We start from the raw sequence: 15,975 nt of genomic DNA, 5'->3' as shown, positions 1-15,975 counted from the left end.
ATATAATTATTAGACACTAAAGTAAGTAAGTCAATTATCAGGGACCAATATTTTTACGAAAGGTAGGTATAACTCTTTAAACAGCTCTCATAGAAATCAACTAATGACACACCGTCACGAGGTCTAATTGTTCCCCTAGCAACTTGTTTATCAATTGATCTTTTAACCTTAAACGCCATATATTCTGGATTATACTGCATCGTCGATAAAACATTACGTGCTGAAGAGCCTGGAACGGTCTCTTCAATGTAGAAACCTTTAGGGTCATGCTTATCAGCGTATACATGTACTTCATTCACGCGGCCAAAAAGATTATGCATATCACCCATTACATCCTGATAAGCACCAGTTAGAAAAATACCAATATTATATTGCTCCCCTTCTTTTAACTCGTGTACAGAAAGTGTTTTCTTAAAGCCTTCATCTGGGTCATAAAAGCGGTCGATCTTCCCATCACTATCACAGGTAATATCAGCAAGAGTTGAACGCTTTGTTGGCCTTTCATTTAATCTTGTTAATGGAACAACAGGTAAGACTTGTTCAATTGCCCAGCTATCGCATGCAGATTGAAAAACAGAAAAATTACAAAGATACTGGCCACTTAAGCTATTTTCAAGTTCTGCTATTTGTTCGGTTTGAAAATCTTCATCAGGAACAAGATTATTGATCTGCTTAAGAATTTGTAAGTGAAGTGTCTCGATCTTTGCACGCTCTTCTAATTCTAAAATACCAAGTTTGAAAGCATGGATTGAATCAGACTTAATCTTTACAGAGTCATTATAAGCTTCTTGCCAATTTTTACTTTTATCAAGGAGCTCTTTTACTTGTCTCATCTCAGTAACAAGATGATGCTCTCCTGTCTTCTTCTTCGTTGAGAATTCAATCTTTGTATTATCAATTTCACCTATAATATTTGTAATGACACAACTGTGATGCGCCGTCATAGCACGGCCACTTTCAGTAATAATATGTGGGTGCTCAACATTTTCAAGATCACAAACTGTTTTAAGGCCGTAGACGATATCTGTTATATAATCACTAATAGAATAATTTATAGACGAATCATTCGTTGAATTTGTTCCATCGTAATCAACACCGAGTCCACCTCCAACATCAAAATACTCCAGAGGTGCACCAATTTTTTGCATCTTACAATAGATACGAGAGCCTTCTTCAATGGCCTCTTTAATCGAGCGAATATCTGTGATTTGAGAGCCGATATGGAAGTGAAATAATTTAAGTGCACCTAATTTCTTATGCTTTTTTAAATATTCAATTGCTAGAATAATTTCAGATGTCGTTAGACCAAACTTGGCCTTTTCTCCACCACTTGACTCCCACTTACCACGACCTTTAACAGTCATTCTTCCACGTATTCCAATATTTGGAATAACACCATATTCTTTTGAAAGCTCAACAAGCATCTTAAGTTCAGAAAATTTTTCAATGACAACAAAGATCTTACGCCCAATCTTAGTTCCTAAAATAGCAAGTCTTAAATAATCACGATCTTTATAACCATTAAGAACAGTTAGTGAATCGATATTTGTATTATATGCTAGAGCAGATAAGAGCTCAGGCTTTGACCCAGCTTCAAGCCCATAATTATATCGTGAACCTGCATCAACAATTTCTTCAACAACTTCTCTCATTTGGTTAACCTTAACAGGATAAACCCCAAAGAACTTTCCACCATAATCTTCTTCATCAATAACTTTTTGAAAAGTACGATTGAGAAGCTTTACTTGAGAGCGAAGAATATCATGGAATCGAATAACAAGAGGAAGGCTTAGGCCTTGCTCTTTAGCATCCTCGATTACATCATCAATGAGAATTCCTACATCTTTTTTTGGATTAGGTGTTGCCTTAAGCTTTCCACTTTCATCTATTTTAAAATAACCATTACTCCACTTACTAACATTGTAGAGTCGGTCTGAATCATCAATTGTCCAAGTACCATTTGTCATTTTATGGCCCCTTTTGTTTTCGAAGTTAGAAGAAGAATTAATTCCCTAACAACTTTTGCTGCAAATACAGAACTATTTCCTGTTGAATCAATTTCAGGAGAAAGCTCAACTACATCACATCCAACAATATTCTTCTCTGTTAGGATCTTAACAAAACTAATAAAAGAATGAAAATCTTCACCACCTGGCTCTGGAGTACCTGTTCCAGGAAAGAAGCTTGGATCAAAGTAGTCGAGATCCAAAGTTAAGTATATTGGCCTATTAGAGTCGATTTTAGATACTCTCTCAAGAAATTCCTTGCGAGACTTAGCAATCGATCCAGAACTATTCATATATTCATATTCTTCTTTTGTTCCAGAGCGAATACCGTATTGAATTAGCTCATGCCCTTCTTTGAAGTGATCAAGACTTCTTTTAATGATTGAAGCATGTGAATAATGATAGCCTAAGTAACCATCTCTAAGATCCGCATGGGCATCTAAATGTATGAGAACGAGATCATCAAAATCATTCAGATATTTTTTAATCGGAGCATATGAGATGGAATGCTCACCACCTAAAGTCATAAGTTTGATATCATGTTCTTTAAAGTTAATTTGACTAAAGTTATCCTCGAAACATTTCGTGGCCTCTTGCCAACTGGCCTCAGTTTGATCTTTTACTGGCAAATTTCCAAGATCATAGAAAGTATAATCTTCAGTTGTTAAGTCAAGATATGGTGAATATGTTTCTATACCATCTGAGACTTCTCTTAGGGCATCAGGACCTAGGCGAGTTCCCTTTCGAAAACAAGCGGTACCATCAAAGCCAAAACCGATAAGAGAAACAGATGAGTCTCTAAGTTCATCAGTAGCAATTGACATATCATATGGAGTTTCAGGCGCGATTGGCCCTTTTAGTTTTAACATTGCACTTCTCCAAAAAGTCTAATCTAACTTTTCTTTATTCCTATTAGCGGCAAACTCTCGACGAGTCATGGGTGCATGAAAGAGAGCGAAATCGATTGATTCACGAAACATCTTCCAATATTTCTTATGGTTACGATTATCACTTGAAGGCAGCTCAAGTGTATAAGTTGGTATCTTCCTTTCATTCCCAGCATAGTTGCCTAGGCTTCCAGGAAAGAAGGGATAATTTTTAACACGATAGCCATTTGCTTTCTCACTCATAACATTTAATAACTCTTCTGCTTTTAGGGCCAGGCCATCTTCATCATGAACATGATTACTTACAACTGGGCCATCATAGTCGAGAATCGTAAGAGGAGCATGTACAGTAATAATCTTATCTGGGTTATACCTAGCAATGATATTTACTTGAAAGATCGTTTCTTGTTCTGAATTTGCACGAACTCCAGGATAGCGTCTCTTCGCTGCTCGGTAGCGTGTCTTCCAAAGCTTTAAAGCTTTCTTATCCCAATCTTTCGTTGGGAAGTTGCGATTTGGATCGATTCCACGAGCATTCGTTCTCGTAGGTCTTCTTTTGAAAAAAGAATCTGGTGAAACAATTGGTGCCACTGCTACTAAGTTATTTTTAAGTTTCTTCTGCCCTTCAACAGTAGCGACTTCATGATAGAGGTGATGTAAAATATCAAAGCAGAATTTAATTGGTGTAATCTCATCCCCATGTACACCACAAAAAACGAGAGTCATATTCTTTGGCTCGATACGGTGTTCAACTTCATCACCAAAAACAGTCCACATTATTGGCTGACCTAGGTGGCTATTTCTTACGTGAATCCACTTATAAGAATCACAATGAGATTTACCCCAACCATACTTACGAAATTTCTCATCTATCTTATTACAATAGTCTGAAACGGCCTTCGTATTTTCAACTTTAACAAATTCATTCTTATGAGAATGATCTGTAAATTTTGAATCATCTAAAATATCTTTGCTCTTATCAGTCTTCTTAGTCTTTGGGGGCCCGACTTTCTTTCGCGCAACCTTTAACTCCTCTTTCTTCTCATTAGAGATTTCAAGCATCTCAACACCTGAGCAGCTAATAAGTGTTAAAGTTAAGGAAAGGAAAAGAGAGATTTTACTTACTAAATTCATAATCACCAAAAGGGCATATTGTTAAAGTGTTATAATATCATATAATTAACAAATATTATCAATATTTTATCGAGTCAAAAGACTATTTATGCACAAGGCCATCAACTTCCTCATTATCACCACAAACCCCAATGTCTATGCTGCTAAGCAGTTAAAAAATCATATTGAGAAAGAAGGTCATCTAATTAACATTTGTTCACCTAAAAGTCTTGAAATAGATACACTAAAAAGTGCTGATATTATCATCAATCGAAACACTGGCTTAAATTATTCAGATAAGGATTTAGAACTTATTGAAGAAGTACTTAGGCCAGATAAACAGCTTTTAACGAACTCTCTTAATTGCTCTAGGACCTTAAGGGATAAATTACGACAGGCCGAATATTTAAGAAGTCTTATCCCTAATGAAAACCTAATTGCTACCTATAGCTTGTTAGAATATCAAAAAGCACTTATCGACTCTCCAGAACAAAGAAAGTGGATTATAAAAACACGAAGAGGACAAAAGGCCAAAGGGATACATTCAAGCGTCGATCTTGAAAAAGATGCCAAAGACCTTATGGCCAAAGGTGATCATAATTATATTATTCAGCCCTACTTCCCTCTATCGAGAGAAATTCGTGTCCTAATTCTTAAAAGCCTAGATTCGAAACATTCTAAATTAATATATCTTGAAAAAAGACCATTAGATAAGAAGTCTCCATTTTATATTCTAAATTTTGAAAACTCCTCGCCAAGTTTAATCAAAGACAATCAAGTCCCTAAGGTTATTAACGAATTGGTAAGTATTATCATAAATTCACAACTTGATTTTCACTTTATCACCATCGACTTCTTAGAAGATGAGAGCGCTATGATAAAGCTTCTTGAAATCAATAGTTCTCCTGGTCTTGAAGGGGTATCAAATCTGCTACAAAAGCAGTCAAATTCCACCAATATTATTGAAACTTATCTTCAATACCTAAAATCAGATTTCAATAGACTTGTATAACGTATTGAAATCATATTAGGCGACTCTAAAAAATATATCGCAACTCAACTTTTTGTTTGATTATTAAAACTTTTGTCGATAAGATAGAAGAAGGAGATAGTTTATATGTATATTTGTATATGTAACGCCATTACACAAGATATGCTAGACAATGCGATAAAGCAGGGTCAGAGCGAAAAAGAAGTCATGAATAAGTTAGGCATTGGTAATTCATGCGGTGTTTGTGTACTTGAAAAAGTAAGCTCAGGTCTTGCGGCCAAAAAGAAAGCTGAAGCAAGTCAACAGACGGCAAAGAAAAACTTAACTCAACCAAAAAAATAATTTCTTGAAACACATTCACTTCTTCTATAGCATTAATCCATACAATTATTAATTTAATGAAAGGGTTTAATCATGAAAGGTGATCAAGACGTCATAAAAGCACTAAATGGTGTTCTCACAAAAGAGCTTACAGCAATTAATCAATACTTCCTTCACGCACGCATGCTTGAGGACTGGGGACTCGATAAAATCGGTCATCTAGAATACAAAGCAAGTATCGATGAGATGAAATTTGCTGATGAAGTAATTAAAAGAATTCTCTTCCTTGAGGGTTTACCTAATCTACAAAAGCTAGAAAGAATCAGAATAGGTCAAAATGTTGAAGAGATTATCAAGTCAGACCTTGAAACTGAGGCAGAAACAATTCCATTATTAAAAGAAGCAATCGAGCTTTGTGAAAAGAAGCAAGACTATGTTTCACGTGATCTTCTATCGAAGATTCTTGATTCTGAAGAAGAGCATATTGATTGGCTAGAAACGCAACAAGAACTTATCAAAAAAGTTGGTGTTGAGAACTACATGCAATCTCAAATCGAAATGAAATCATCTGGCCACTAAGGCCGCATAATATAAAGCAGACTCTTAGGAGTCTGCTTTTGCTTCACTAGGCTTAGGTAACTTCGCCACCATTATAATAGGAATAATTAAAAATACACTTCCAATAAAATAAGGTGCTGCAGAGTTGTATCTCCAATAAATAAGAGATGCAATAATAGGCCCAAAGACACGGGCAAGAGCACCTAGAGATCTAAATACACCAATAACATGTCCTTGATGATTTGATGGTGAGTACATTGAAACAAGAGAAGTTAAACAAGGTACAACTAATGATGATCCAATTGCTAAGAAGAAAAGACCTGCATAAACGAGCCAACTTGAAGAGGCCAATCCAATTAGAACAAGTCCAGGTATAATTGCAATAAGACCTTGAAGGGCCATCTTCCTCTCACCTACCTGATGGGCTTTTCTTCTAACATATCCTCCTTGAACCATTGCGAGAATAAATCCAATAAAGATAAACATATAAGCATTATCCATTGATGAATAATTTAGTCTCTCAGCAGCTAAGAATGTTAGAGTGAACTCCATTCCTGAAAATGCTAATAGGAATAAGAAGTATCCAAAGTTTGTTAAATTAACTCCTTCGTATGGAAGAAGCTTAAATAACTTTAAAGGATTAGCACTTCTTTCAGTCTCATGCTTACCTCTTTTTTCCTCAGGTAATGTCTCATCAAATTTATTAAATAAATTAACAAGATTAAATAATGAAAGTAGTCCAGCAACAATGGCGGCCATAGAGAAAGGATTTATTCCAATAGACTCTAGTGCTGGATACATTTTTGTTAAATCAAATAGAGATAAGATACCACCCATTGCAGGGCCAATAATAAATCCAAGTGCAAAGGCAATACCAATGATGGCCATTCCTTTTGAGCGATTCTTTCTAGTTGTCACATCAGCAACAACTGCTGTCGCTGTTGAAATATTACCTCCCATAATTCCACCGATAAAACGCGCAAGAATGAGAATAGTAAAGTTGCCAGCAACGGCCCAGAGAACATAACTTACAAAGAGTCCAAATACAGAGATAAGCAGAACTGGTCTTCGCCCAATTCGATCGGAAATAGTTCCCCAAATTGGTGCAGCAACAAATTGCAATAAAGAATATAAGGCACCAAGGGCACCACCAAAGAGAACGATAGCAGAAAACTCTCCTGCTCCTCCTACATTTGTGAGTGTATCAATTGAGCCAAAGATTGCTTTTAAAAAGAAGTTATCAGCGTCAACCGTTAAGTAGTATTTGGCCAAGGCCGGAAATAATGGAAAGATAATTGAGAAACCAACGAGGTCTAAGAATAATGTTAAGAACACAATTTTTAGAGACTTCTTAGCATTGTCACTTAAGGGCTCTGATTCCATATTAACTTTTGGCATATCCATATACTTTTCCTCTTCAACTTCATATTCTAATTGTGCAACCTCATTAGGTTTGTCACAAAGTGTTTCTACATAATTGGCAAAACCTTCAGACCACTTCTGATCATCATTTAAACAAGGGATTGCATGTATTGTTGTTCCAAACTCTTCAACTTCTTCTTGTAACTCAGTACCAATTTCATCAACTGTTTCTAAACAATCTGCAACAAATGCAGGACAATAAACAGCGATATTCTTCTTTCCACTTTTAGCAAGCTCACAAACATAATCGTCAGTATAAGGAGTTAACCACTCTTCACTTCCAAATCTTGATTGAAAAGTAAAATGTATGCGATGACTATCAATTTCTGAAACGCGATCTTTAATCAACTCAAAAGTTTCAAAGCAATGCTGATAGTATGGATCTTTTTTATAAATCACTCTTCTCTTTGGGATACCGTGAAATGAGATAACTAAATCATCGATCTGTTCACTTTTTAACTTTTCATTAATTAGTCTTGCAGAGTTATCAATAAAAGCTTGGAGACGATGGAAATTAGTAATAACCTCAAAGTTAGGAATCCTAACCTTTGTCCCTAATAGCCTACCTAGAAAGTCTATCCCACTAGCAATTGTTGATTCTGAATACTGTGGAAACATAGGTATAACGATGAGCTTTTGAGCAGGATCCCTTCTCTCATCTAATTCTTTTTCCCACTTCGCATAGACATCAGCAACTCTAGGCTCACAAAGTAGAAAAGCGTGTTCAACTTCAATATGCTCAGGCGTTAACTCATTTACCTTATGAGTAAACTCCCGTGTGATACGAGTAAGAGGAAATTCATTGCCTTCCCAAATCCTGCTATATAAAGCAGCTGAGCGCTTAGGCCTAAATGGTATGACAAAGAGATTTAAAATAATCTTCCATAGAGTTGGATTAATATCAACAACTCTTGGGTCCCCTAAAAACTCTTTTAAATATGATCGTACATCTGAAACTTTTGGACTCTTTGGAGAGCCTAGTTGAACGAGAACGACTTTAATGACTTTCTTTGCATTTTTTTTAGATGCTGGAAAAGTTAATTGCTCATGACGCATTGTCATTGGTCCTTGATAGTGTTAAATTAGATGACTATAACCTATCAAAATAATTCAAGAGAGTCGATAAATGAGTGCATCGAAGAAATCTATCAAAAAGAAAGCAACAAAGAAAAAAGCAGCGACAAAGAAGACGACTAAGAAAGCGCCAAAGAAAGGTCGTAACGTAGAAGAGCTAACAGCATTTGCCCTTGGTAGCGCAAATACACAATATCCAGATACATATGCTCCAGAAGTATTAGAAGCATTTGATAACAAGAATCCAGGCAGTGATGCATGGACAACATTTGTTTGTACAGAGTTCACTTCTCTATGCCCAAAAACAGCACAACCAGATTTTGCAAGAATCTATATCAACTATATTGCAGACAAGAAAATGGTGGAATCTAAGTCACTAAAACTATATCTGTTCAGCTTCAGAAATCACGGAGATTTCCACGAAGATTGTGTGCAAAAAATTTGTGACGATTTAACAAAGCTCATGAAGCCAAAGTTCATTGAAGTTATTGGTGAATTCACACCTCGTGGTGGTATTTGTATCTATCCATATGCCTCAAATTCCAATAATAAGAAGATTTATAAGGAAATTCGAGCAAAAAGGTTTAGCGAATATGCCCCAGGTAAGTATACAATGGACTTATCTAAAATTTATTAATTTAGCATAAAAGAGGATTTTATGAGTCTTGGAATAACAGAAAGTTTAATCATCTTAGCTATTATCATCCTATTATTTGGTGGTAAGAAGCTTCCTGAACTAGGTAAATCACTAGGAAAAGCAATTACAGGCTTTAAATCAGGACTAAAAGAAGAGCAAAACGAAGAAACAAATACAGCAAAGAAAATAACAGAACAGAGCGAAAATAAGAAAGATGACACCAAGAATAGCTAAAAGCTATTCTTGGATCACTGAAATAACTTGTTTGAGAGTAAAAGGCTTTGGAAGAATTCCAGAAACACCCATACCCTTAATAGAATCATCATTTATTGTGCAGTCACCTGTGGCCAAAATAAACGAAGGCATATCCTCTTTAAGAAAGCCTCTGGCCTGACTCGCAAGCTCCATTCCATTCACCTCAGGCATTTGATAATCTGAAATAATATGAGAATAATGATTACTTCCTAAAGCGTTTAATGCTTCTTTAGCACCAGCACAAGCGTCAACTTCATAGCCCTCAGAAATTAGTGCATCTTGAAGAAGCTCCAATATCTCAACCTGATCATCCACAAGTAAAATACGCTTTGAATTCATAATTCTTTCCACACATCCTCCTAGGATTGGAAATTTGTTTATTGGTAGATGCTCAATTTTGAGCAAAAAAAAACCTATCTTTCGATAGGCTTTTTTAAAACATAAAAATTATTGATTCAAGTAAATTATTCTATAATTTCTAAAACAGATCTTTTTTTCAATTTTGTTGATGCAGCATTAAGAATTGTTCTTAGTGCACGAGCTGTTTTACCTTGCTTACCGATAACTTTACCAAGGTCAGTCTTATCAACTTTTAATTCGATAACTGTTGTCTGCTCACCAACAATTTCATTTACTTCTACTTGCTCTGGCATATCAACTAGTGCGCGACTAACTGTGTCGATTAAATCTTTTAACTCACTCATCATGAACTCCTTCTACAAAAATGCCGTTATCGCTTAATTTAAGAAAAATCGAAATTCTTAGTTAAGAGTAATTTCGTTTTTCTTTAGAAGTGTTCTAACAGTGTCAGAAATTGTAGCACCTTTACCTAGTAGCTCAGAAATTCTCTCAGCTTTAACATCGATAAGGTTACCTTCTTTAAGTTGTGGATTGTATTGACCTAGTTTTTCACTAAATTTACCGTCTCTTGCATTTCTTGAGTCTGCAGCAACGATTGTGTAAATAGGCATGTGAGTTCTACCACCGCGTTGTAATCTAATTGTTAACATTAAGTACTCCTACATCTATAGTAACGCTATAATAATCAGTTTAAATATTTCTAAATAAATAATTGATTTTAAAAAGATAAGCAATATCTTTTTTCAAATTTTTAATTAGAACGGTAATGTATTAAAATATCTGTCATATGACAAGCAAAGAATCCCAGAGTGCAAAATTTATCGACCTCCACGGCCATCACAGCTCTTCTAAAAGCGAAGATAGAGACTTCTTATATATTTATTCCTACTCTCCCAAAATCAATGACTTACCTGAAGAGGGCCAATTCTTTTCCGCAGGAGTACACCCATGGGAGATTGAAGATGCAAGAATAAGCTTTGAAGAGGTAAAGAGATTATGTGGTGATAGTAATTGTCTAATGGTTGGAGAAGCAGGACTTGATCGCTCAATCGTGGATGATAGTGACCTAAGGCAACAAGAAGAAGTCTTTAAGTGGCATATTCAGCTAGCAAATGAGCTTAAAAAACCACTTATCATTCATAATGTGAAATGCCTGTCCGAAATTTTTCGCCTCCACAAGCAATTCCCAAATCACTCGAATTGGGTCTTACACGACTTTAATGGAAGTCTTAGCGATATCCAAGAATGCCAAAAAAGAAGCATTGCCATGAGCCTTGGGCCACGCTTTTATGAATCTCAAACCGCAAGGATTGCTCATACAATCTCTGATCACAAAATTGATTTGAATCTTATTTTCTTTGAGACAGATGAGCGAGGTGATATTAATATCCAAACAATCTATGAAAAGTTTGCTCAAAAACAAGAAATAGAGATTGATGATTTAAAGGATAGAATTTGGCAAAACCTGAAGGCCCTTCTTGGCACAAATTTAACGAGCTAGTCCAATTTAAGGCCCTCCTGGCCCCAATGGTTGGACTCTCACATGTGGCCCTAAGAGATGCCCTACGTCCCTACTTTCCAGAGGATACACCAACACTTTGGACAACAGAGATGCTAAATTCGCGTCGAATTCCAGGCCAAAGGCTTGGGGAAACACCAGAGACCCTAAAGTCACAACAAGATATAAATCTCTATCCCCAAATTCTATGTAACGAAGAAAGATATATTCAAGATTCAATTCCAAAGCTAGAAGAATGGGGAGCAAAAGCAATTGATATAAATATGGGTTGCCCAGTAAAAAAGGCCTTAAAACATAATTATGGGGTCTCATTAATGGGTGATATAAAATATGCCTCCCAAGTTGTTTCTTGTGTAAAGAAATATGCCACTGTTCCAGTATCAGTGAAGCTAAGGGCCGGACTTCAATCAGATAAGGGCTTCTTACTTGAATTCTGCCATGCTCTTAAGGAAGGTGGAGCAGATTGGCTTATCCTCCACCCTCGCCTAGCAGAGCAAAAAAGAAAAGGAAGTGCAGATTGGTCACAAATTAGGCTTCTTCAAGAAAGTATCGATATACCAATTATTGGCAATGGCGATATTCAAGAAGCTCAAGATATCACTCGCATGCTTGAAGAAACTGGCTGCCAAGCCGCTATGCTTGGAAGGGCCTTAACAGCAAAACCTTGGATTATTACACAATATGCTTACGAAAGTGGACATCAGCTAAATGAATACCAAGAAGCAATAATAAATAAAGATCCAAGTGCCCACGCTGTCTTATATGGAGAATTTGTGAAGTCCTATATTGAAGCTTGTTTTCGTTATTACGATTTTAAAGATGCTTTAAAGAGAATACGCTTCTTTCTAAAAGTGGGACACGTCTGGCTTAATTTTGGGCATAGCTTTTCAAAGAAGCTCTTTAAACTTGAGACGCTACAAGAGTACAAAGAGGCCATTGACCAATTCATGTCAAACTCTTCTCTTAAAATGTCAGCTCGAACAAATCTTAGATATTAATATTTAGTGATCGCAGTGATGACAGCGACAAAGCTTAATATTAAGCATATGGGCAGCAATCAATGCAAGTCCACCAATGATGGAAGCAACGATTTCAACTGGACCGATAGTATGAACATGGTGTGCATGTCCTGCGTGTTCTGCAAGTAGAAAGAGATGCTTAAAATGCCCAAATAAAATGGCCGCCATACCAAGAACACCAATAATAAGAGGTCTCTTATCCGAGTGAACCTTAAGATTCTTAACAAAAGCGTAGAGGCCAACAGGAACCACGATGAAGATAGAAAGACTATGAATTAATGGATTTTCAAAGATACTTGCCACTGAAGGCGTAAACATTACCAATAAAGGGATTGCCATACAATGTAGGCAACATAGGACAGAAACGATAAGTCCCGCGCGATCCGCAGATTCGTTCAAATTTGTTACTTTTGTTTCTTCCATATCATTATCCATAATCGTCCAACTATTTATTATAAGTATATATAGAGAATTCTTAACTCCAAAGCAAGAAAATATTAAATTATTCAGAGTATTAAAGTGTTGAAAATACTTGCTAATGAGTTTACCGTATTAAGGTAATATTATTGATACCCATTCAAGAATGAATCGGTTGAGATTTTAACCAAGAAGATCGATAGCGAGGATAAAAATGAGCTTAGAAGATTTTTTAAAGAAGAAGAATAAACAGGCAAAACACGCCCTAACTTCTTCAAGTGATGAGATTCTAAAAAAGTGTAAGCATTTACTAGAGCGAATTCAAGATGAAGGTAGTGAGAAGTACGATGAACTCTATTACCACTTTCGTTTTCGTTACGACAAAGTAAATGTGCAAAAGCATAAACTTGAAAAATTCTATGAAGAATTAAAAGAAGAACTCGATCGTCTTGGTAAAGATCCAATGAAAGTCTTGGCCCAATATGAAGAGAAGATTGAAAAAGAGATTGCTTCTCTTGGCCATGGGGAAACATATCAAAATGTTAAAAAAGGGACTAAGAAAGCGATAAATCGCGTTAAGAAAGCGGCCAAAGATGTTTCTGATGAGATGGAAGAAACCGTTGAAGAGGTACGCAAAACAACGAAGAAAGTTGCAAGTGACTTAAAGAAAGCAGCAAAGAAGAAAGTTGTAAAAAAGGCGGCCAAAAAGACAGCAAAGAAAACAGCAAAGAAAACAGCTAAAAAGACAGCAAAGAAAACAGCAAAGAAAACAGCTAAAAAGGCAGCAAAGAAAACTGCCAAGAAAAAGGTAGCCAAGAAAACTGCCAAGAAAAAGGTTGCTAAGAAAACTGCGAAGAAAAAGGTTGCTAAGAAGACAGCGAAAAAGAAAGTAGCAAAGAAAACAGCCAAAAAAGTAGCAAAGAAAACTGCCAAGAAAGCTGCCAAAAAAACGGCCAAGAAAAAAGTAGCCAAGAAAACAGCTAAGAAAAAGTCAAAATAAATACTAATACTAGGCCCTGAAATTCAGGGCCTTTCTATAAGAGTGCGTGAGCAATTGAAAAATAAATAATGATTCCCGTGACGTCACAAATCGTTGCAACAAAGGGAGTTGAAGCTGTAGCAGGGTCAAAGCGTAACTTTTTTAAGAGAAATGGCAGCATTGAGCCAACAAGTGTCCCCCACATTACGATACAAATAATACTACATCCAACAATTAAAGATATCTGAGCAAAGTTCACACCGTATGCTTCATTAGCATGAGGCCAAAAGTAAATTCTCATGAATCCAAAGATTCCAAGAATAAATCCCATAAAAAGACCTGAGCCTAATTCGCGAAAGAAGACGCGAAGAGAGTCACTATTTTTAACTTCACCTAGGGCAAGCGCACGAATAACGAGAGTCGAAGCTTGAGCACCTGAATTCCCACCAGATGAGATAATAAGAGGAATAAAAGTCACTAATGCTACTGTGTGAGCAATGGCCGCTTCAAAATGAGTCATGGCCGTCGCAGTTAACATTTGTCCGATAAAGAGTATAACAAGCCAACCGAGACGCTTTTTTGTCATCTCAAAGAAGCCTACTTCAAGATAAGGAGCATCAAGAGATTCGACGGCCGCAATTTTTTGCATATCTTCCGTGGTCTCTTCTTCAACGGCCTTGATAATATCATCAATTGTAATGATACCTTTCATTCTGAACTCATCATCAATAACCGGAAGAACAACTTGTTCAAAACGACTGAAGACGCGTCCAATTTCTTCCTGGTCCATATTATCAGGAATAGCAATGAGGTCATCTCCACTAGTCATCAGATCTGATACCTTTTGACCATCTCGTGCACCAAAGAGTTCACGAAGGGAAACAACACCTAGAAGCTTTTGAGTGGCATCGATTACATAAGTATAATAAATTGTTTCAACATTACTTAAAGTTTGAGTGCGAATATAGCGAATGGCCTCTTCAACATACATATTGGCGCGAAGTCGAATATAATTCGAATTCATTAAACCACCGGCCACATCTTCTGCGTAGGCCATAAGGGCCATGACTTCGATACGAGCGTGTTTTGCTAATAAGCTTAATGTTTCTTCAACTTGTTCAGGTTCAAGAAGCTGGAGAATATCTGCAAGATCATCATAGGCCAGGTCATTGGCCCATCTTCTTTTCAGGTCACGATCAAATTGTTCAAATAAGTCAGCTTGGTAATTCGAATCTAGTGAATCAAAGAAGTCACTTGCCTCTTCTTCTGACAAACTATTAAAAATCTCAAGACGCTGCGACTCCGAAAGAGACGGCCAGTCTTTTAAGGCAATACCAATTTTAGTAAATTGCATTGTCTTTTCAATTTCAGAATGAAATTCGTTTGTCATTATAATTACTCCAACATCTTACTTGTCGACATCGAATAATAAAACTTAAATAAAATTAGATAGTTATATTACTCAAGTTCCTACTTAAACTTTAAAGGAACTTTGACATAAGGGCCACCATCAGCTTCAGTAAATATAAATTCTCCGCCATTCATATTATATTGGATACTAGGTATAATTAATCTCGGCTCATTAAGCTGTGCATCTCGATTAGTACGAAACTCTAAGAACTCTTCCTTGGAAGTCGAGCTTTTACATTGGATATTGCTACGCTTTTGCTCACCTACTGTTGTTTTATATTTTATCTCACGCCCACCAGGTCCATAATCATGGCCAACATAAATCTCACATTCATCATCAAGTGCGTAAATCTTTTGAATTGAATTGTATAGCTTATCTGCACTTCCCTTTGGAAAGTCACAACGTCCGGTACCCATATCAGGCATAAATATCGCATCACCTACAAAAAGGGCCTTCTCATTTACATAAAGACTCATACACGCAGGTGTATGGCCTGGAGTCTCAATAATTTTCACATTAATATCGCTACAAACATCAAAACACTCACCTTCTTGTGTAAGAATATCAAATTGCGAACCATCCTCATTAACATTTGATGAAAAGACAGCATTAAATACACCCTGAACCAACTTAATATTCTTATGAATAACAACTTGCGCAGTGGGATAAAGCGATTTTAGTTTAGATGCTCCCGACAAATGATCGGCGTGAACATGAGTTTCAAAGATATACTTTAAACTCAATTCATTTTCTTTTAGAAATAAATCTATTTGATGGATATCTTCACTTGAAACACTACCACTTGCGTAATCGAAGTTCAGAACGGGGTCAACAACAATGGCCGTTTTTGAGACCGATGAATAAATGATATATGTCATTGTATTAGTGACCTTATCAAAGATAGAATGAACCAACATTTAGAACTCCTTTTCTCATTAACAACTTGTTGCACCACGCAGTAAAAAAACTACTAAAAATTCGCTTAAGTTTTGGTGATTTAAGGATT

Annotated in this window: 18 protein-coding genes; 8 read left to right on the top strand and 10 right to left on the bottom strand. The window is 36.3% G+C overall.

Annotation, left to right across the window (positions count from 1 at the left end):
* Positions 1–53: 53 nt before the first annotated feature.
* Genes speA through VCM44_RS07540 form a run of 3 tightly spaced genes read right to left on the bottom strand, consistent with a single transcriptional unit; the run spans position 54 to position 4,027 of the window.
* On the bottom strand, positions 54–1,967 hold the full coding sequence (speA, locus tag VCM44_RS07550; RefSeq protein ID WP_334678445.1) for a biosynthetic arginine decarboxylase: 1,914 nt from the start codon (positions 1,965–1,967) through the stop codon (positions 54–56).
* On the bottom strand, positions 1,964–2,875 hold the full coding sequence (speB, locus tag VCM44_RS07545; RefSeq protein WP_120404922.1) for an agmatinase: 912 nt from the start codon (positions 2,873–2,875) through the stop codon (positions 1,964–1,966). The genes speA and speB overlap by 4 nt, the downstream gene beginning before the upstream one ends.
* Positions 2,876–2,893: 18 nt before the next feature.
* The gene (locus VCM44_RS07540) at positions 2,894–4,027 is read right to left on the bottom strand and encodes a M14 family zinc carboxypeptidase (protein WP_120404923.1); all 1,134 of its coding nucleotides are present in this window, start codon (positions 4,025–4,027) and stop codon (positions 2,894–2,896) included.
* Between the two features lie 88 nt (positions 4,028–4,115).
* Between VCM44_RS07540 and VCM44_RS07535 the strand changes: the two genes are divergently transcribed.
* The 3 genes from VCM44_RS07535 (at position 4,116) to bfr (ending at position 5,897) form a co-directional block, all read left to right on the top strand.
* A complete protein-coding gene (locus VCM44_RS07535) occupies positions 4,116–5,018 on the top strand; it encodes a hypothetical protein (protein ID WP_334678444.1) in 903 nt (300 codons plus the stop codon).
* 105 nt (positions 5,019–5,123) lie between these two features.
* Positions 5,124–5,339 (top strand): (2Fe-2S)-binding protein, encoded by a 216-nt coding sequence (locus tag VCM44_RS07530; protein WP_115363062.1) that lies wholly within the window; start codon positions 5,124–5,126, stop codon positions 5,337–5,339.
* 72 nt (positions 5,340–5,411) lie between these two features.
* Positions 5,412–5,897: a bacterioferritin gene (bfr, locus tag VCM44_RS07525; protein WP_115363064.1), complete on the top strand. Its 486-nt coding sequence runs from the start codon at positions 5,412–5,414 to the stop codon at positions 5,895–5,897.
* 24 nt (positions 5,898–5,921) lie between these two features.
* On the opposite strand, the gene hemH is transcribed toward bfr, so the two are convergent.
* Positions 5,922–8,360: a ferrochelatase gene (gene hemH / locus VCM44_RS07520; protein WP_334678443.1), complete on the bottom strand. Its 2,439-nt coding sequence runs from the start codon at positions 8,358–8,360 to the stop codon at positions 5,922–5,924.
* 64 nt (positions 8,361–8,424) lie between these two features.
* Between hemH and queF the strand changes: the two genes are divergently transcribed.
* Both queF and tatA read left to right on the top strand, forming a co-directional pair.
* Positions 8,425–9,009: a preQ(1) synthase gene (queF, locus tag VCM44_RS07515; RefSeq protein ID WP_334678442.1), complete on the top strand. Its 585-nt coding sequence runs from the start codon at positions 8,425–8,427 to the stop codon at positions 9,007–9,009.
* A 21-nt stretch (positions 9,010–9,030) separates the two neighbouring features.
* A complete protein-coding gene (gene tatA, locus VCM44_RS07510) occupies positions 9,031–9,243 on the top strand; it encodes a twin-arginine translocase TatA/TatE family subunit (RefSeq protein ID WP_334678441.1) in 213 nt (70 codons plus the stop codon).
* Between the two features lie 3 nt (positions 9,244–9,246).
* On the opposite strand, the gene VCM44_RS07505 is transcribed toward tatA, so the two are convergent.
* The 3 genes from VCM44_RS07505 to rpsP all read right to left on the bottom strand — a co-directional run bounded on the left by VCM44_RS07505 (position 9,247) and on the right by rpsP (position 10,274).
* Entirely contained in the window at positions 9,247–9,615 is a 369-nt protein-coding gene (locus VCM44_RS07505; RefSeq protein ID WP_334678440.1) for a response regulator, read from the bottom strand.
* 113 nt (positions 9,616–9,728) lie between these two features.
* On the bottom strand, positions 9,729–9,968 hold the full coding sequence (locus VCM44_RS07500; RefSeq protein WP_021267274.1) for a KH domain-containing protein: 240 nt from the start codon (positions 9,966–9,968) through the stop codon (positions 9,729–9,731).
* A gap of 57 nt (positions 9,969–10,025) precedes the next feature.
* Positions 10,026–10,274 carry a 30S ribosomal protein S16 gene (gene rpsP, locus VCM44_RS07495; protein WP_115363074.1) on the bottom strand — a complete coding sequence of 83 codons (249 nt, stop codon included), beginning with the start codon at positions 10,272–10,274 and terminating at the stop codon, positions 10,026–10,028.
* Positions 10,275–10,411: 137 nt separating this feature from the next.
* On the opposite strand from rpsP, the gene VCM44_RS07490 reads away from it, so the two are divergent.
* The gene (locus VCM44_RS07490) at positions 10,412–11,125 is read left to right on the top strand and encodes a TatD family hydrolase (protein WP_334678439.1); all 714 of its coding nucleotides are present in this window, start codon (positions 10,412–10,414) and stop codon (positions 11,123–11,125) included.
* A complete protein-coding gene (locus VCM44_RS07485) occupies positions 11,080–12,141 on the top strand; it encodes a tRNA dihydrouridine synthase (protein WP_334678438.1) in 1,062 nt (353 codons plus the stop codon). The genes VCM44_RS07490 and VCM44_RS07485 overlap by 46 nt, the downstream gene beginning before the upstream one ends.
* A gap of 3 nt (positions 12,142–12,144) precedes the next feature.
* Here VCM44_RS07485 and VCM44_RS07480 read toward each other — a convergent pair whose 3' ends face one another.
* The gene (locus VCM44_RS07480) at positions 12,145–12,597 is read right to left on the bottom strand and encodes a MerC domain-containing protein (protein ID WP_115363080.1); all 453 of its coding nucleotides are present in this window, start codon (positions 12,595–12,597) and stop codon (positions 12,145–12,147) included.
* Positions 12,598–12,793: 196 nt separating this feature from the next.
* On the opposite strand from VCM44_RS07480, the gene VCM44_RS15145 reads away from it, so the two are divergent.
* Positions 12,794–13,579, top strand: coding sequence for a hypothetical protein (locus VCM44_RS15145; protein ID WP_442905001.1), 786 nt, complete (start codon positions 12,794–12,796; stop codon positions 13,577–13,579).
* A 34-nt stretch (positions 13,580–13,613) separates the two neighbouring features.
* On the opposite strand, the gene mgtE is transcribed toward VCM44_RS15145, so the two are convergent.
* Together mgtE and VCM44_RS07465 are read right to left on the bottom strand one after the other, a co-directional pair.
* Entirely contained in the window at positions 13,614–14,948 is a 1,335-nt protein-coding gene (mgtE, locus tag VCM44_RS07470; protein ID WP_115363082.1) for a magnesium transporter, read from the bottom strand.
* 80 nt (positions 14,949–15,028) lie between these two features.
* The gene (locus VCM44_RS07465) at positions 15,029–15,886 is read right to left on the bottom strand and encodes an MBL fold metallo-hydrolase (protein ID WP_334678437.1); all 858 of its coding nucleotides are present in this window, start codon (positions 15,884–15,886) and stop codon (positions 15,029–15,031) included.
* Between the last annotated feature and the right edge of the window lie 89 nt (positions 15,887–15,975).

Origin of the sequence: Halobacteriovorax sp. DPLXC-1 (assembly GCF_036903125.1) — a bacterium.
Lineage (GTDB): Bacteria > Bdellovibrionota > Bacteriovoracia > Bacteriovoracales > Bacteriovoracaceae > Halobacteriovorax_A > Halobacteriovorax_A vibrionivorans.
Note: the sequence above shows the minus strand (reverse complement) of the source record. Positions and strands in the feature narration are given on the sequence as shown.